Below are 16,259 nucleotides of genomic sequence, written 5' to 3'. Positions count from 1 at the left end.
GCATCTCCCTCCGCCCCGGATCTCCCTCCGCCCCGGGTCGCCCCCGTCCCCGCCGGCCACCGGCGCTTGCGATCGCTTCAGGCCCCCGGCCCGCGACCGCTTCCACCCCCTCGGCCGCCCGCCCACGACCATCTCGGCCTCCTCGGGCCCCGCCGCCGACCACCCCGGCCGCTTCAGGTGGACGCCACCACCAGTTCCTCCGCCTTCGACGGACGCAGCCCGTCGGTCCGGTCGGCGAAGTACCGCCGGGCGAGTTCCCCGGCCGGCACATGGCGGGCGTCCCGGAACCCGGCGTCGCGGACCAGGTCCAGCATCCCCGCGGGCGTGAAGTGACTGAGGAACGGCGTGCCGGCGGCGCGTGCGCCCCGTTCCGCCGCCTCCTGGAACGGCCGCAGCTCGGGCTCGACGTCCTCGGCCGGCCGCAGAAACGTCGTGGCCAGCAGGGAGCCCGGAGCGAGCGTCGCCACTCTCCGGAAGCTCGCCACGATCGCGTCCCGCGTGAGGTACATCGTGACGCCGGTGCAGGCCACGACCGCCGGCCGGCCCGGGTCGAGGCCGGCCGCGAGCAGCCGCTCCCACCAGTCCCCCTCGAAGTCGACCGGCACGAGACGCAGCCAGTCCGGGACTCCGTACCCGAGTTCGGCGAGCCGCCGCCGCTTCCACTCCTGCGGACCGGGCTGGTCCGCCTCGAACACCCGCAGCCCCGCGGCGGTCTCCGGCCGGCGCTGGGCGAAGGTGTCCAGCCCGGCGCCGAGGACGACGTACTGGTCCACCCCGCGCGCGGCCTGCTCCACGACGAGGTCCTCGACGAACCGGGCGCGGGCCGCGATGGACGCCCGCACCAGCCGGGTGTCCCGCTCGTCCATGTCCGGGCGGGCGCGCCAGCCGTCGCCGGGGTCCGCCAGCCGCAGCCCGATCTCGTCGTCGACGACGTGCGGCGGCGCATCGGCCTGGACGTGCAGTGCCCGCCACAGGGCCACCCGTACGGCCGTGTGGTCCGGCAGCACGCCGGGTCCCGCGGTCACCCGAAGTCCTTGGAGAAGTCCAGCTCTTCGCTGCGCTCGGTCAGCGAGTACCAGTTGCCGTTGTCGTCCCGGAAGATCGCCTCGATGCCGTACGGCCGCTCCTGCGGCTCCTGGAGGAACTCCACCCCGCGCGCCCGGAACGTCTCGTAGTCACCCCGGCAGTCGTCCGTGCGGAACGCACCGGCGCCGAGCACCCCCTTGGCGACCAGCTTCTTCAACGCCTCGGCGGACTCGGGGTCCAGGCCCGGGCCGTCCAGGCTCATCAGCGCCAGCTCCACGCCGGGCTGGTCCTTGGCGCCGACGGTGACCCAGCGCATGTCGCCCATGGCGAGGTCGTTGCGCACCTCGAAGCCCAGCTTCTCGGTGAAGAAGGCCTTCGTCCGCTGCTGGTCGGTGGTCCATACGGTGCTGATGCCCAAGCCCTTGATCATGGCTCCGCTCTCCTGTCGTGCGGCTGCTGTTCCCGCTCGTCACCGTAGGCAGGAGCGGGGGCGGGGCGCTTCTTCGATGTTGCGGTGTTGAAACCGCCGGCCCAGAGCATGGCGTAGCAGCCGGGGATGAGGGCGGCGCCGCGGCCCACGTGCCGGGTGCGGTACTCGCTGGGGGTGAGGCCGGTCCGGGCCTTGAAGCGGGCGGAGAAGGTGCCGAGGCTGCTGAACCCGACCAGGGTGCAGATCTCGGTCACCGTGAGGTTGGCGCTGCGCAGCATCTCCTCGGCCCGCTCGATCCGCCGGTGCGTCAGGTACTGGCCGGGCGTCTCGCCGTACGCCTCCTTGAAGGCGCGCAGGAAGTGATAGCGCGAGTACCCGGCATGGGCCGCCACCACGTCCAGGTCGAGCCCCGGGTCGGCCCAGTCCCGGTCCATGGCGTCCTTGGCCAGTCGCAGGCGGCGGATTTTGTCCATGGGCCGATGGTGACACGGGGGTCCGACACCGGCTCGGACCAGCGGGAACAGCCCCTGCGCGGGTGCTTCGGACCGGCCGTTGGGGACGGCGGGGCAGCGGGCCGAGGGCCGAGAGTCGAGGGCTGAGGGCTGAGGGCCGAGGGTCGGGGGCCGGGGAAGGCCGAAGGCCCCGGGCGGACACGCGCCGGGGCCTTCGGAAGCGGGGTACGGATCGAGCGGGGTACGGATCAAACGGCCTCGACCACAGCCGCCGGCGCCGTGTCGGAGCCGTCCGCCGAGGACTTCTGCGGGCCGCCCTTCAACGGCACCTCCTTGACGAACAGCGCCGCGATCAGCACCGGCACCGAGACCAGGGCACCGAGCACGAACGCGGAGTGGGTCCCCGAGGACACCGCGTGCTGGTACGCCTCGCGCGCCACCGCCGGCAGCTTCTGCAGGCTCTTCGCGTCGAGCTGCGCCGACTGCTGGGTGATGCTCTTGCCCAGCGTGCCGGCCCGCTCGGCCATGACGTCCTGGACCCGGTGGTTGAACAGCGCGCCCATGATCGCCACGCCGAAGGAGGAGCCGAGCGTACGGAACAGGGTGGTGGACGAGGACGCCACACCCATGTCCTTCATCTCCACGCTGTTCTGCGCGACCAGCATGGTGACCTGCATCAGGCAGCCCATGCCGGCGCCGAGCACGGCCATGTAGAGGCCGGAGGCCAGCCGGGTCGTCTCCGTGTCCATCAGGGACAGCAGGTACAGCCCGATGATCATGAGCACACCGCCCACGATCGGGAAGAGCTTGTACCGGCCGCTGCCGGTGGTGACCCGTCCGGCGATCATCGAGGTCACGAGCATCGCGCCGAGCATCGGCAGCAGCAGCAGACCGGAGTTGGTCGCGGAGGCTCCCTGCACGGCCTGCTGGTAGAGCGGCAGGAACAGCGTGGCACCGAACATCACGAAGCCGGTGATGAAGCCGATGACCGACATCAGGGTGAAGTTGCGGCTGCGGAAGATGTGCAGCGGCAGGACCGGCTCGGCGGCCCGGGTCTGCCAGAACACGAACCCGATCAGCGAGGCCACGCCGATGCCGATCAGCTCCATGATCCGCGCGGAGGTCCAGGCGTACTCGGTGCCGCCCCAGGTGGTGACCAGGACGATCGCGGTGATGCCGACGGTCAGCAGGATGACACCGAGGTAGTCGATGCCCGCCTTGGACCGCTTCTTCGGCAGGTGCAGCACGGCGGTGACCAGTGCGAGGGCGACCACGCCGAGCGGCAGGTTGATGTAGAAGGCCCAGCGCCAGCCCCAGTTGTCGGTGATGGTGCCGCCGACCAGCGGGCCGCCGATCATGGCGAGCGCCATGACACCGGCCATCAGGCCCTGGTACTTGCCGCGCTCCCGCGGCGGGATGAGGTCACCGATGATCGCCATGACGCCGACCATCAGACCGCCGGCGCCGAGGCCCTGCACGGCCCGGAACCCGATCAGCTGGCCCATGTCCTGGGCCATGCCGCTCAGCGCCGAACCGATCAGGAAGATCACGATCGAGCTGAGGAAGGCGCCCTTGCGCCCGTACATGTCGCCGACCTTGCCCCAGATCGGGGTGGAGGCCGCGGTGGCCAGGGTGTAACCGGTGACGACCCAGGACAGGTGCTCCAGCCCGCCCAGTTCGCCCACGATCGTCGGCATCGCCGTGCCCACGATCATGTTGTCGAGCATCGCGAGCATCATCGCGATCATGAGTGCGAGCAGCACCACTCGCACGCTCCTGGGCTGTTTGCCCTGCGCGTCTTGTCGGGCCGTGTCCGCCATCGTCTTCCCACTCCCCCTGCGGCTTACTTACTTGCCGCCCGGCTAGTACTCACTACACTGGGAAGGTAGACGCGTTACTAGCCGGGCGTCAAGTAAGTTTCCGCGGAAGCGCGAGGAGTACGAGGATGGGCGTCACCATGGACGGCACCAAGCAGCAGCGCCGCGGCAACACCCGCCAGCGCATCCAGGACGTGGCGCTCGAACTCTTCGCCGAGCAGGGGTACGAGAAGACCTCCCTGCGGGAGATCGCCGAGCGTCTCGACGTCACCAAAGCGGCCCTGTACTACCACTTCAAGACCAAGGAAGAGATCATCGTCAGCCTCTTCGAGGACCTGACGAAGCCGATCGAGGACCTGATCGAGTGGGGCCGGCGGCAGCCGCACACCCTGGAGACCAAGCAGGAGATCCTCCGCCGCTACAGCGAGGCGCTCGCGGGGGCGGAACCGCTCTTCCGGTTCATGCAGGAGAACCAGGCGACGGTGCGGGAACTGCGCATCGGCGACACCTTCAAGGACCGGATGCGCGGACTGCGCGACATCCTCATCAACCCCGAGGCGCAGCTCGTGGACCAGGTGCGCTCGGTCAGCGCGATGTTCACGCTGCACGCCGGCATGTTCGTGATGCACGACCTGGAAGGCGACCCCGAGAAGAAGCGCGAAGCCGTTCTCGAGGTCGCCCTGGACCTGGTCAAGCAGGCGCACGAGCACGCCCGCGAGACGGACTAGGGCCTTTCGTTCGGTTCAGGCCGAGCCCGGCGTGATCCGAACGAGAGGCCCTGGCCTAGGTCAGACCTTTACGCCCTTGGCGTGCAGGAACGCGACCGGGTCGACGGCGGAGCCGTAGTTCGGGGTGGTGCGGATCTCGAAGTGCAGGTGCGGCCCGGTGGAGTTGCCGGTGGAGCCGGACAGGGCGATGTGCTGGCCGGTCCGCACGATCTGGCCGACCCTGACGTCGATCCGGGACAGGTGCGCGTACTGCGAGTAGGTGCCGTTGCCGTGCTTGATGACGACGGCGTTGCCGTACGCCGGGCCGTCGCCGGCGCCGTTCGGGCCGGCCTTGACGACGGTACCGCCGTGCGCGGCGACGACCTCGGTGCCGGTCGGCACGGCGAAGTCCTGGCCGCTGTGCTTGGCGACCCAGTGGCTGCCGGCCTGCATGAAGCTGGCGGAGAGCGTGTACTGCTTCACCGGGTCGACCCAGGAGGCGGCGGACGCGGTGGCGGCGCTTGCGACCCCGGTCCCCAGCACGGCCGTGGCGCCGATACCGGCAGCCAGGACGGCCACGCGGTTGCGCTGCGAGGACGTACGGGTGGTGCGGGACGTGAAGCGTCGGAACATCGTGACCTCGTGTACTCGGAGACAGTTCGCCACCCGGCACACAGACGTTCGTCGGGGGCGGCCATCCCTTGGTAGCCGAGCACCACATCAAGCCCAAAACGCCCCATCTACGGCATCAGGTAGTACCTGACCGCAAAACTAACTGGATTCTTGACAGCCGCGCCTAGCGGTCGACCCGCCCCTGACGACGTCTTTTGCTGTCGTGAGCTTCCAGAACGATGGTCCGCTTTTCGCCCGATTTGCCCATCTGACTGATCCCACTATCAGGGCTAGTAACGGACATTTCGCCTGTGCCCCTTATCACCGGCCGGCCAAACCGAGAGCCCGAGAAATGTGACGCAGACCTCTAGGCACCTACCGTCCGGTAACCCTACGGTTCCCCTCGCGCCACTCTCCCCAAAGATCATGCCCCTGACATTCAGGCCGCGTACGGACATGACGTACGGACGTGAGAGGACCCCCACCGATGACCACACGCCCCTGGGCGCGCCGCATTTCCGTGACCGCCGTATCCGTGGCCGCCCTGGCCGCACTGGCCGCCCCGGCCCAGGCGGAGACCGCGAACGGCACGGCGGCCACCGCGGCCACGACGGCCGCGAGCACGTCCTCGAAGGTCGACTACGCCACCTGGCAGAAGGACTGCCAGGCGGTCATGGACCAGGCCCTGCCGTACCTGAAGAACCGCATCGCCGCCGCCGGGCCCGGCGAGAAGCAGGCGATCGTCTTCGACATCGACAACACCACGCTGGAGACGGACTTCGGTTTCAGCTACCCCCAGCCCGCCAACAAGCCCGTGCTGGACGTGGCGCGCTACGCCCAGGACCACGGCGTCTCGCTCTTCTTCGTCACCGCCCGCCCCGGCATCCTGTACTGGCCCACCGAGTACAACCTCGAACACGACGGCTACGAGGTCTCCGGCCTCCACGTCCGCGGCCTGTTCGACCTCTTCAAGGACGTCGCCGCCTACAAGACCGCCCAGCGCGTCGGCATCGAGAACGACGGCTACACGATCATCGCGAACATCGGCAACAGCGCCACCGACCTGTCGGGCGGCCACGCCGAGAAGACGTACAAACTCCCCGACTACAACGGCCAGTTGTCGTAACACGGGGTCGTGGACCCGGGCTAGGCTCCATCCGTGTGTCTGCCGGTGTACGACCACGGGGGTGGCGGATGGAGCCGACGGCTATCGGCGGGAAGCTGGCGTCCGGGCTGATCGTCTCACTGCTGAAGAGGCTGTTCCCCGCGGACGGCCCCGGAGCCGGGCTGGTCGCACGCCCCGTGCGGCTCGGGGAACTCGTCTCCTTCCGGGGTGAGAAACGCACCCTGGGCGAGAAGGAGATCCGGGGGCTCGCCACGCAATGGGTGCGGACCGCCCTGGACGCACCGGGTGAGCCGCCCTTCGCGCAGGACGAGCGGACAGCCGTCACCGAGGCGCTGACCCGCAGGCTGCTCGCGCTGGGCGACCTCGACATGGACATCGTGCAGGCCGTACGGCTCGGTGACGGCGCTCTGGCCCGGCGGCTGAAGGAAGCCGCTCCGCAAGGCGACGGCCTGTCCGCGGACGCCTGCCTGTTCCTGGACGGTGCCACCGAGTGGGCCTGCGGGCAGATTCTGGAGTTCTTCACCCGCCGGTCCACCTTCGCCGCCCGTAGCGCCGTCGAACAGAGCCGGGCGCAGGCCAGGACCGCAGCGGACGTCGAGGAACTGCTCGCCCGGATACCCAGGCCGGACACGCAGGACATCGATTTCGAGATCCGGTACGCGGCGTACGTCGCCAAGAAGCACGGCAAGCTCACGATCTACGGCATCGACCTCAGCAACTCGCCGGGACGCTGGCCGCTGGACGCCGCGTATCTGAGCCTGGAAGCCGTCCGGCGCGGCGGCCAGCCCCTCGATCCCACGGCCGGGATGGCGCCGGCCCCGCCGGTCGCCGCCCCCGCCGACGAGGCCCTGGCCGGCCACGACCGGGTACTGCTCCGGGGCGTCGCGGGCTCGGGCAAGACCACGCTCGTCCAGTGGCTCGCCGTGTCGGCCGCGACGGAGCCGACCGGCCGCATGGCGCATCTCGCCGGCCACGTGCCGTTCGTCCTGCCGCTGCGCACCCTCACCCGGCACGGTGAGCGCCTCCCGGCCCCGGCGAGATTCCTCGCCGCGGTCGGCTGCCCGCTCGACGGGGCGCAGCCGGCCGGCTGGGAGTACCGGGTCCTCACGGCCGGGCGCGGCCTCCTGCTGGTCGACGGGCTCGACGAGGTACCGGAACCGGAGCGCGAGCGGGCCCGCGCCTGGCTGCGCGACCTCGCCGAGGCGTTCCCCGGCAACCGGTGGCTCGTCACCTCCCGCCCCTCGGCCGTCGGCGACCACTGGCTCGCCGACGACGGGTTCACGGAGCTGGCGCTCTCCGCGATGAGCCCCTCGGACGTCACCTCGTTCATCAGGCGCTGGCACCGGGCCGCGGCGACCGGCGCGGCCGAGGAGGACACCCGGCTCGCCGGGTACGAGAGCCAGCTCCTCGAAGCCGTGCGCACCAAACCGGACCTGGGCCGGCTCGCCACCAACCCGCTGATGTGCGGCCTGATCTGCGCCCTGCACCGGGACCGGCGCGGCTACCTGCCGCACGGCCGCAGGGAGTTGTACGAGTCCGCCCTCTCCATGCTCCTCACCCGCCGGGACCGGGAGCGTGACATGACGGTTCCGGAGCTGAGCGAGGAGCCCCAGCTCCAGCTTCTCCAGCGGCTCGCCCACTGGCTCATCCGCAACGGCCGTACGGAGATGGACCGCGACCGGGCGGAGAGCATCGTCGCGGAGGTCCTCCCGGCCGTGCCGGCGGCTTCGGCACTCGGGGACGCGGCGGCGGTGCTGGACCATTTCCTCGTCCGCACGGGCCTGTTGCTCAGCCCCGCCCCGGGCACCCTCCACTTCGTCCACCGCACCTTCCAGGACTTCCTCGGCGCCCGGGCGGCCGTGGAGGCGGGGGACCTCGGACTGCTGGCCGAGCATGCCGCCGACGACCAGTGGGCGGACGTGATCCGCATGGCGGTGGCCCAGGCCCGGCCACGGGAGCGGGCGGAGCTGCTGGGCCTGCTGACGTCGCAGTCCGGCAAGCGGGCCCAGCTGCTGGCGATGGCCTGCCTGGAACACGCGACGGAACTCGACCCGGCGGTGCGCCGGCAGGTCGAGGAGCTGGCCCGTGCCCTGCTGCCGCCCCGGACGGCGGAGGAGGCCAAGGAGCTGGCCGAGGCCGGCCCCTTGGTCCTGGAACTGCTGCCGGGTCCCGAGGGCCTGACGGACGAGGAGGCGGAGGCGGTGACGGCCACGGCGGCGCTGGTGGGCACGGACGCGGCGGTGCCGTTGCTGGCGCGGTTCGCGGGGCATCCCGCGGACCGGGTGCGGATCACGCTGGCGCGGGCCTGGGAGCGTTTCGACGAGGCCGTGTACGCCGACGACGTGCTGGCCGGGATGAACTCGGACGACTTCTTCCTCCAGGTGTCCTCGCCCGGTGCCCTGCGCGCGCTGCCCGGGCTGGGCCGCCGCCCGAACCTGACCATCGTCGGAGCGCACGACCTGGCGGACATCGTCGCGGCGCTGCCGCACGGCGTGGAGAAGCTCGGGCTCGTGCAGAATCCCTGCCTGGACGACCTACGGCCCCTCACCGCCTTCCCCGTCCTGCGGCGCGTGACCCTGGTGTCCTGCCCCGGGGTCGACGACGTGTCCGCGCTGGCGGGGCTGGGCCTGGAGGAACTGTCCCTGCACGACATCGAGGAGGTCTCGGGATTCGATCAGCTGACCACTCTCCGCGCCCTCACGGTGACGAGCTCGATAACGCTCGACCTCCTGCCGTTGCTGCCGCGGAACGCCCCGTTGACCATGCTCGGCCTGGACGACGGGGCCATCGGGGCAGGCGGCCTGCGCGGGCTGAGCCACTGGACGACCCTGAACTCTGTGGAACTGCGCGGCGAAGACGCGTTCCTCGACGCCCGTGACTGGTCGGAACTCGCCGCGCTGCCCGCGCTCACCCGGCTCAGCGTCCCCGCGCACACGGCGGCCTACTGCGTCGGCGCCCCTGAACTGTCCGGCGTCGAACTCCTCCACGTCGTGGGTGTGGAGGGCGGGGAGGAGCTGTCGCCACTGGCCCGGATGTGCCCGAACGCCCGGACCGTCCGGCTCTTCCCCAAGCAGATCATGTCCCTGGACGAGGCCGACTACGCGGCACAGTTCCCCGGCGCCGATGTGCGGGTCCCGCCCTCCCGTCCCTACGCCTTCTGAGAAGCGCCCTCAGGACACCGGAAGGGGCCGGTGCCCCAAGGCACCGGCCCCTTCACTCGGTCGATCCGCGGACGGTCAGACGTCCTTGCTCAGGTTCGGTCCGGCACCGCCGGCCGCCTGCTCGATCGGCGGGACGTCCGGCAGCGCCGACTTCTCCTCACCCCGGAAGGTGAAGGTCTGGGCGTCGCCCTCGCCCTCGGTGTCCACGACCACGATGTGCCCGGGACGCAGCTCGCCGAAGAGGATCTTCTCCGAGAGCGTGTCCTCGACCTCGCGCTGGATCGTGCGACGCAGCGGACGCGCGCCCAGCACCGGGTCGTAGCCCTTCTTGGCCAGCAGCTCCTTGGCGGACTGGGACAGCTCGATGCCCATGTCCCGGTCCTTCAGGCGCTCGTCCACCTTGCCGACCATCAGGTCGACGATCCGCAGGATGTCCGCCTGGGTCAGCTGCGGGAAGACGACCACGTCGTCGACGCGGTTGAGGAACTCGGGGCGGAAGTGCTGCTTCAGCTCGTCCGAGACCTTGTTCTTCATGCGCTCGTAGTTGGTCTTCGTGTCACCCGCGGCGGCGAAGCCGAGGTTGAAGCCCTTGGAGATGTCCCGGGTGCCGAGGTTGGTCGTCATGATGATGACCGTGTTCTTGAAGTCCACGACCCGGCCCTGGGAGTCGGTCAGGCGACCGTCCTCCAGGATCTGGAGCAGCGAGTTGAAGATGTCCGGGTGGGCCTTCTCGACCTCGTCGAAGAGGACGACGGAGAACGGCTTGCGGCGGACCTTCTCGGTCAGCTGGCCGCCCTCTTCGTAGCCCACGTAGCCGGGGGGCGAACCGAAGAGACGCGACACCGTGTGCTTCTCGCTGAACTCCGACATGTCGAGGGAGATCAGCGCGTCCTCGTCACCGAAGAGGAACTCGGCGAGCGCCTTGGACAGCTCGGTCTTACCGACACCGGAGGGGCCGGCGAAGATGAACGAACCACCCGGACGCTTCGGGTCCTTCAGACCGGCACGCGTACGGCGGATCGCCTTCGACAGCGCCTTGACGGCGTCGTTCTGGCCGATGACCCGCTTGTGCAGCTCGTCCTCCATGCGGAGCAGACGGCTGGACTCCTCCTCGGTCAGCTTGAAGACCGGGATGCCGGTGGCCGTGGCGAGGACCTCGGCGATCAGCTCGCCGTCGACCTCGGCGACGACGTCCATGTCGCCGGCCTTCCACTCCTTCTCGCGCTTGGCCTTGGCGGCCAGGAGCTGCTTCTCCTTGTCGCGCAGGGAGGCGGCCTTCTCGAAGTCCTGCGAGTCGATCGCGGACTCCTTGTCCCGGCGGACGGCGGCGATCTTCTCGTCGAACTCGCGCAGGTCCGGCGGAGCGGTCATCCGGCGGATGCGCATCCGGGAACCGGCCTCGTCGATCAGGTCGATCGCCTTGTCCGGCAGGAAGCGGTCCGAGATGTACCGGTCGGCCAGGGTGGCGGCCTGGACCAGTGCCTCGTCCGTGATGGAGACGCGGTGGTGCGCCTCGTACCGGTCGCGCAGACCCTTGAGGATCTCGATCGTGTGCGGCAGGGACGGCTCGGCGACCTGGATGGGCTGGAAGCGGCGCTCGAGGGCCGCGTCCTTCTCCAGGTGCTTGCGGTACTCGTCCAGGGTGGTCGCACCGATGGTCTGCAGCTCACCGCGGGCCAGCATCGGCTTCAGGATGGAGGCCGCGTCGATGGCGCCCTCGGCGGCACCCGCACCGACCAGCGTGTGCAGCTCGTCGATGAACAGGATGATGTCGCCGCGGGTGCGGATCTCCTTGAGCACCTTCTTCAGGCGCTCCTCGAAGTCACCGCGGTAGCGGGAGCCGGCGACCAGCGCGCCGAGGTCCAGGGTGTAGAGGTGCTTGTCCTTGAGGGTCTCGGGCACCTCGCCCTTGACGATGGCCTGGGCGAGGCCCTCGACGACGGCGGTCTTGCCGACGCCGGGCTCACCGATCAGCACCGGGTTGTTCTTGGTACGGCGGGAGAGCACCTGCATGACCCGCTCGATCTCCTTCTCGCGCCCGATGACCGGGTCGAGCTTGGACTCACGAGCGGCCTGGGTGAGGTTCCGGCCGAACTGGTCCAGGACGAGCGAGGTCGAGGGGGTGCCCTCGGCCGGGCCGCCGGCGGCGGCGGTCTCCTTGCCCTGGTAACCGGAGAGCAGCTGGATGACCTGCTGCCGCACCCGGTTGAGGTCTGCGCCCAGCTTGACCAGGACCTGGGCGGCGACGCCCTCGCCCTCACGGATCAGGCCGAGCAGGATGTGCTCCGTGCCGATGTAGTTGTGGCCCAGCTGAAGGGCCTCGCGGAGCGACAGCTCCAGGACCTTCTTGGCACGGGGGGTGAAGGGGATGTGCCCGGACGGGGCCTGCTGGCCCTGACCGATGATCTCCTCCACCTGCTGGCGGACCGCCTCAAGCGAAATGCCGAGGCTCTCCAGGGCCTTAGCGGCGACACCTTCGCCCTCGTGGATGAGACCCAGGAGGATGTGCTCGGTGCCGATGTAGTTGTGGTTGAGCATCCGGGCTTCTTCCTGAGCCAGGACGACAACCCGCCGCGCGCGGTCGGTGAACCTCTCGAACATCGTTAATCGCTCCTCAGAGCGGTCAGGCAGTGGGGGGAACTTCCCCTCCCTGTCCTTCCGCAGCTTAGTCCCGCAAGCGGGGACCGCTCATTCCAACTGCCGACACCGTCGATGGCCTCCTGACCCCGAACGCCGACATCTGCTCCAACCCGATGGTGCGAGACGATGTTCCCGCAGGCCAGGCAGTTACCCCACTCGCCAGTACGCCGATGGCGAACGTGAGACGCCCCGTCCTGCGTGTCGCCCCCTCCCACTAGGCATGTCTTACCCGCAGGGACTGACACTCCATGCGGCGCGCACCGGCTCACTCCGCTATGGGCGAACAACCTTGCGCCTCCCAAGGCCCCCACGCGCCCCCTTTTACCGGCACACTGCGCAGCCGATAGGGCACCCAGCGTAACCCGAACGCCACTCCGGCGGTTGCACTTGGCATGGTTGGCTCAGTCCCCATGAATTCCACGGTCCCCCTTCCTCGCCGGCCGCACGACCCGGGCGGACCGGCCGCCGGTGATCCCGGCACCGGTGACCACTCCGCCGCCGCTTCCTCCGCCGCCCCGGACGCCCGCGCCCGGCACTGGTACGAGAACGATCTGGGCTGGCCGACAGTGCCCGGACAGCCGCTGCGGCTGCTCACAGGGGTGCGGTTCGACGTGCTGGACGTGCCGGCCGAGGCGGGCGCGCAAGCGCTCCGGCATCTCGCACCGGGCTCTCCCGTCATCCTTCGGGGTGACCGGATGGAGCTGCTGGTGGCCCCGGGCAGCGCGGAAGAGCTGCCCGGGCTGCTGGACTGGCTGGAGTGGGGAACGGTGCCCCTGGACCTGCGGGCCATGGGAACGGGCGGCACGCTGGAGGCGCCGCCGCCGCCCGCGGGGGTCATCGCCGTACGGCCAGGGCGCGTACCGACCGGGTCCGTATGGCCGGGGTCCGTGCCGCCTGGATACGTACCGCCCGGGTCCGTGGCGTCCGGCTCGGTGCGGGCCGGCTCGCCGCGCGCCGAATCCGCGCGGGCCGTGTCCGTTCGGGAGGCCGTATCCGTTCAGGGGGCCGTGGCCGCTGTGTGGCTGCGGCCCCCCGGGCCGGGAGGTGAGGCCGAGGCCTCGTTGCCGGCCATGCCGGCCATGCCTGCCGGGTCGTGCGCGGGGCGCGAGGGGAGCGCCCCCGATCTCGTACGAGTGGTGGACACGGTGGCAACGCAGTGCCACCGGGTCCGGCTGCGGCGCCCACGCGCCGGGCATCCCACCGACCGGCGAAATCAGCCGTTGGCCTTCTCGTAAGCCTCGCGAATCGACGCGGGAACACGGCCGCGGTCGTTGACCTCGTAACCGTTCTCCTTCGCCCAGGCGCGGATCGCCGCGGTGTCCTGGTTACCACCGGAAGCGGCACGCGCCTTTCCACGCCCGCCAGAGGCACGGCCGCCGGTACGACGTCCGCCCTTCACATAGGGATCAAGAAGGCTGCGCAGCTTGTCCGCATTGCCGGTCGTGAGATCGATCTCGTACGTCTTGCCGTCCAGCGCGAACGTCACGGTCTCGTCCGCCTCGCCGCCGTCGAGGTCGTCGACAAGAAGGACCTGAACCTTCTGTGCCACCGCATTTCCTTTCATCGATAACGTTGAGGGCCAGGGGTGTGCGGCGTCCGCCGTTTCGCCGCCCCTGTTATATGCAGTACTGCAGTACGTCGGAAAGCAAACCGCTTTTGCCGGAAAAACACAAACCCTCGGGAGTGACTCAGCGGACCACCCGCGCCCGGAAACATGCGCGTTTCGGACATAGGGAACCTGGGCAATGACGATCACAGATGCAGAAGCATCCGGCTGTTGCCCAAGGTGTTCGGCTTCACTCGTTCGAGACCGAGGAACTCCGCGACGCCCTCGTCATAGGAACGCAACAGCTCCGCGTACACATCGGTGTCGACCGGCGTCTCCCCGATCTCCACGAAGCCGTGCTTCCCGAAGAAGTCCACTTCGAAGGTCAGGCAGAAAACCCGCCGAACGCCGAGCCAGCGCGCGGTCTGGAGCAACTTCTCCAGCAACTGATGGCCGACGCCGGCGCCCTTGAGGCCGGGCTTCACCGCCAGAGTGCGGACTTCCGCCAGGTCCTCCCACATGACGTGCAGCGCGCCGCAGCCGACCACCTCGGCGTTGTCGTCGCGTTCCGCGACCCAGAACTCCTGGATGTCCTCGTAAAGCGTGACCATGGCTTTGTCGAGCAGGATGCGGTCGCGGACGTAGGCGTCGAGGAGGTGGCGCACGGCCGGGACATCGCTGGTCCGGGCCCGCCGGACCGTGAGGGCTTTTGCGGGGACTTCGGGACGCTCTGCTGACATGAGCGGACGCTATCGCCCGTCCGCTTCCTGCGCCGCGCCGGGGTTCTCCTCTTGCCGGGCTTCCGGAGCTTCCTGCCGGCGCACTTCCGGGGCTTCCTGTTGCCGGGCCACCGGAGCTTCCCGGGTTTCTTCCGGGCCCTGGACGATGCGTACGGCGTCCCTGAGCGCCTGGCGCTGTTCCTCGCTCATCATGCCGAAGAAGGCGACGAGAGCGGCGGCCGGGTTGTCGCTCTGCGACCAGGCGTCGTTCATCAGGGCCGCGGCGTACGCGGCTCGTGTCGACACGGCCTCATATCGATAGGCGCGGCCTTCCGCCTCGCGGCGCACCCAGCCCTTCTGATGGAGATTGTCCAAAACGGTCATCACGGTGGTGTACGCGATGGAGCGTTCCTGCTGGAGGTCTTCCAGGACTTCTCGAACGGTCACCGGGCGGTTCCACTTCCACACCCGCGTCATGACCGCGTCTTCGAGTTCTCCCAATGGGCGAGGCACAGCTCAGAACAATAGTGGGAGATCCCGGCAATGGCGTGCCGGACGTGCGCTAGAACCTCAAACGCGAACAAAAAGGGCGTACGGCTCGGAAAGCGGCGGTACGTGGGGACCTGGGACCGGGACGCCCCAGGGGCCGCCGAGACGCCCGTGAGCCCGCCGGGGACGACCGACCGTTCAGGTGCACTGCCGAGAGAGCGGCCGGGACCGCCGAGGGGGCCTGCGGGGCGGCCGACAGGACGCCGGCAGACCGCTCCGACCGCCCGGGAGTCCGGGCTGGGCGGCCTGGAAACCGGGCTGGACGACCTGGAGTCCGGGCTGGGCGGCCTGGAGACCGGGCTGGGCGGCCGGGACGGCCGAGGAGTGGCCGGGGGCGGCCGAGGGCTCGCCAGGGCCGCGGAAGAGGGCTGCTCAGGCGTCGGCGGCGGGGGCCTTGCGAGGGCCCTCCACGCGCGCAAGAGCGGCGTCGACGGCCGCGTCCTCCCTGGCCTTGGCGGCCCCGCCCTGGGTCTTCACGATCACCCTGACCACACCGATGAAGAACACGGCCATGACGACCGGGGGCACGAGCGCGGAGACGTAGTCCATGCCTCCAGAGTATCCACGGGGGAAGGGGCGAAAGGGGCGGGGTACACGAACCACCCCACCCGCGAATCGCACGGGCGAGGCGGGTGGAGCGGCTGGGGCCGGGGGCGGGTGGCGGGTGGCGGCTCTCAGCCCGCGGCCAGTTGGCGGGATTCCGTGGGCGGTGCCGGCTTGCGGCGCGGGAAGACCTCCCCCGGCGTCGGGATGGGCCGCTTCGGCTCGGCCGGCTCCGGCTCGTCCGGCCCCGGCGCGGGCCGCTCCGACGGCCCCGGCGCGGGCTTCGGCGCGGGCTTCCGCGGGGGCTTCTGCGGCTCCTCGGCCTGCCCGTCCTCCTGCCGGACCCCGAACTCCCCCGCGCCGCCCGCAAGGGCCAGCAGGCGCGTCCGCGCGGGCGGCACGGCCGGCGCCGGCACCTTGCGCGCCCCCTGCGCGAACCGTGCCCGTACGTCCTGCTCGGCCAGCTCCCGGCAGCGGTCCAGCAGTGCCGCCGCCGCGGGGTTCCCGCGCAGCGCCCGGAGCGCGGCGAGGTCGTCCGGCACGGGCCGGTGCCCGGCGCCGAGCGCCTCCTCCAGCAGGGCCAGGTAACCGGCGGCGGTGCCCGGCAGGGCGGCCCGGTACCGGGCCAGGTCGGCCACCAGGAAGGCGCGCAGCCTGGCGCCCTCGCGCATCGCCTCGTCGAGCGACTCGGCGAGCCGGTAGCAGTCCTGCACGTCCTCGGCGGAGACGTGGCCGGGGTGGAGGGCGAGGGCGAGGGCGCGGCGGAGCACACGCAGCTCCTCCGCGCCGAACGCCATGCCGCCGCGGGATCCGTATGGCGTGGGCATGCGGCGACGCTATCGCTAATCGGACAAAAGTGACGGATCGGGATGTTATTTCGGTGCGTGTCGCTCCGGGGGTTCCCTCGTCCGGGGTCACCGGCGAGGCCGGC

General features: G+C 70.3%; 15 protein-coding genes. 4 read left to right on the top strand and 11 right to left on the bottom strand.

Features of this window, described 5'->3' with window-relative positions; genetic code table 11:
* Positions 1–173 precede the first annotated feature (173 nt).
* The 4 genes from JK361_RS21305 to JK361_RS21290 form a co-directional block, all read right to left on the bottom strand.
* The gene (locus JK361_RS21305; protein WP_201820694.1) at positions 174–1,025 is read right to left on the bottom strand and encodes a class I SAM-dependent methyltransferase; all 852 of its coding nucleotides are present in this window, start codon (positions 1,023–1,025) and stop codon (positions 174–176) included.
* A complete protein-coding gene (locus tag JK361_RS21300; RefSeq protein ID WP_201820693.1) occupies positions 1,022–1,456 on the bottom strand; it encodes a VOC family protein in 435 nt (144 codons plus the stop codon). Before JK361_RS21300 ends, JK361_RS21305 begins: the two co-directional genes overlap by 4 nt.
* Entirely contained in the window at positions 1,453–1,929 is a 477-nt protein-coding gene (locus tag JK361_RS21295; RefSeq protein WP_201820692.1) for a helix-turn-helix transcriptional regulator, read from the bottom strand. Before JK361_RS21295 ends, JK361_RS21300 begins: the two co-directional genes overlap by 4 nt.
* A gap of 227 nt (positions 1,930–2,156) precedes the next feature.
* Positions 2,157–3,728 (bottom strand): MDR family MFS transporter, encoded by a 1,572-nt coding sequence (locus tag JK361_RS21290; RefSeq protein WP_201820691.1) that lies wholly within the window; start codon positions 3,726–3,728, stop codon positions 2,157–2,159.
* A 125-nt stretch (positions 3,729–3,853) separates the two neighbouring features.
* On the opposite strand from JK361_RS21290, the gene JK361_RS21285 reads away from it, so the two are divergent.
* Positions 3,854–4,453: a TetR/AcrR family transcriptional regulator gene (locus JK361_RS21285; protein WP_201820690.1), complete on the top strand. Its 600-nt coding sequence runs from the start codon at positions 3,854–3,856 to the stop codon at positions 4,451–4,453.
* A gap of 60 nt (positions 4,454–4,513) precedes the next feature.
* On the opposite strand, the gene JK361_RS21280 is transcribed toward JK361_RS21285, so the two are convergent.
* Complete coding sequence (locus JK361_RS21280; protein WP_201820688.1) at positions 4,514–5,065, bottom strand: M23 family metallopeptidase; 552 nt, start codon at positions 5,063–5,065, stop codon at positions 4,514–4,516.
* A gap of 466 nt (positions 5,066–5,531) precedes the next feature.
* Between JK361_RS21280 and JK361_RS21275 the strand changes: the two genes are divergently transcribed.
* Together JK361_RS21275 and JK361_RS21270 are read left to right on the top strand one after the other, a co-directional pair.
* Positions 5,532–6,170, top strand: coding sequence for an HAD family acid phosphatase (locus JK361_RS21275; protein WP_201820686.1), 639 nt, complete (start codon positions 5,532–5,534; stop codon positions 6,168–6,170).
* 68 nt (positions 6,171–6,238) lie between these two features.
* Entirely contained in the window at positions 6,239–9,331 is a 3,093-nt protein-coding gene (locus JK361_RS21270; protein WP_201820684.1) for an NACHT domain-containing protein, read from the top strand.
* A 75-nt stretch (positions 9,332–9,406) separates the two neighbouring features.
* Here JK361_RS21270 and JK361_RS21265 read toward each other — a convergent pair whose 3' ends face one another.
* Positions 9,407–11,932, bottom strand: coding sequence for an ATP-dependent Clp protease ATP-binding subunit (locus JK361_RS21265; protein ID WP_201820683.1), 2,526 nt, complete (start codon positions 11,930–11,932; stop codon positions 9,407–9,409).
* 449 nt (positions 11,933–12,381) lie between these two features.
* On the opposite strand from JK361_RS21265, the gene JK361_RS21260 reads away from it, so the two are divergent.
* Positions 12,382–13,206 carry an SCO3374 family protein gene (locus tag JK361_RS21260; protein ID WP_236053291.1) on the top strand — a complete coding sequence of 275 codons (825 nt, stop codon included), beginning with the start codon at positions 12,382–12,384 and terminating at the stop codon, positions 13,204–13,206.
* Here the strand turns inward: JK361_RS21260 and JK361_RS21255 are convergent.
* The 5 genes from JK361_RS21255 to JK361_RS21235 all read right to left on the bottom strand — a co-directional run bounded on the left by JK361_RS21255 (position 13,185) and on the right by JK361_RS21235 (position 16,125).
* Complete coding sequence (locus tag JK361_RS21255; protein ID WP_201820681.1) at positions 13,185–13,520, bottom strand: histone-like nucleoid-structuring protein Lsr2; 336 nt, start codon at positions 13,518–13,520, stop codon at positions 13,185–13,187. The two genes, JK361_RS21260 and JK361_RS21255, sit on opposite strands and share 22 nt — an antisense overlap.
* Before the next feature lie 203 nt (positions 13,521–13,723).
* A complete protein-coding gene (locus JK361_RS21250; protein WP_201820680.1) occupies positions 13,724–14,257 on the bottom strand; it encodes an amino-acid N-acetyltransferase in 534 nt (177 codons plus the stop codon).
* A gap of 9 nt (positions 14,258–14,266) precedes the next feature.
* Positions 14,267–14,713, bottom strand: coding sequence for a BlaI/MecI/CopY family transcriptional regulator (locus JK361_RS21245; RefSeq protein WP_236053289.1), 447 nt, complete (start codon positions 14,711–14,713; stop codon positions 14,267–14,269).
* 444 nt (positions 14,714–15,157) lie between these two features.
* Complete coding sequence (locus JK361_RS21240; protein WP_201820678.1) at positions 15,158–15,334, bottom strand: hypothetical protein; 177 nt, start codon at positions 15,332–15,334, stop codon at positions 15,158–15,160.
* A 125-nt stretch (positions 15,335–15,459) separates the two neighbouring features.
* Positions 15,460–16,125 (bottom strand): hypothetical protein, encoded by a 666-nt coding sequence (locus JK361_RS21235; protein WP_201820787.1) that lies wholly within the window; start codon positions 16,123–16,125, stop codon positions 15,460–15,462.
* Positions 16,126–16,259: the final 134 nt, after the last annotated feature.

The organism is Streptomyces musisoli (assembly GCF_016741855.1).
Classification (GTDB): domain Bacteria; phylum Actinomycetota; class Actinomycetes; order Streptomycetales; family Streptomycetaceae; genus Streptomyces; species Streptomyces musisoli.
The sequence above is the reverse complement of the archived record's forward strand: the minus strand, read 5'-3'. Positions and strand labels throughout refer to the sequence as shown.

Coding starts and splice junctions, on each gene's coding strand:
- JK361_RS21275 (WP_201820686.1), top strand. CDS start 5,532: ATGACCACACGCCCCTGGGCGCGCCGCATTTCCGTGACCGCCGTATCC.
- JK361_RS21260 (WP_236053291.1), top strand. CDS start 12,382: ATGAATTCCACGGTCCCCCTTCCTCGCCGGCCGCACGACCCGGGCGGA.
- JK361_RS21290 (WP_201820691.1), bottom strand. CDS start 3,728: ATGGCGGACACGGCCCGACAAGACGCGCAGGGCAAACAGCCCAGGAGC.
- JK361_RS21300 (WP_201820693.1), bottom strand. CDS start 1,456: ATGATCAAGGGCTTGGGCATCAGCACCGTATGGACCACCGACCAGCAG.
- JK361_RS21280 (WP_201820688.1), bottom strand. CDS start 5,065: ATGTTCCGACGCTTCACGTCCCGCACCACCCGTACGTCCTCGCAGCGC.
- JK361_RS21285 (WP_201820690.1), top strand. CDS start 3,854: ATGGGCGTCACCATGGACGGCACCAAGCAGCAGCGCCGCGGCAACACC.
- JK361_RS21250 (WP_201820680.1), bottom strand. CDS start 14,257: ATGTCAGCAGAGCGTCCCGAAGTCCCCGCAAAAGCCCTCACGGTCCGG.
- JK361_RS21245 (WP_236053289.1), bottom strand. CDS start 14,713: ATGACGCGGGTGTGGAAGTGGAACCGCCCGGTGACCGTTCGAGAAGTC.
- JK361_RS21270 (WP_201820684.1), top strand. CDS start 6,239: ATGGAGCCGACGGCTATCGGCGGGAAGCTGGCGTCCGGGCTGATCGTC.
- JK361_RS21235 (WP_201820787.1), bottom strand. CDS start 16,125: ATGGCGTTCGGCGCGGAGGAGCTGCGTGTGCTCCGCCGCGCCCTCGCC.
- JK361_RS21240 (WP_201820678.1), bottom strand. CDS start 15,334: ATGGACTACGTCTCCGCGCTCGTGCCCCCGGTCGTCATGGCCGTGTTC.
- JK361_RS21295 (WP_201820692.1), bottom strand. CDS start 1,929: ATGGACAAAATCCGCCGCCTGCGACTGGCCAAGGACGCCATGGACCGG.
- JK361_RS21265 (WP_201820683.1), bottom strand. CDS start 11,932: ATGTTCGAGAGGTTCACCGACCGCGCGCGGCGGGTTGTCGTCCTGGCT.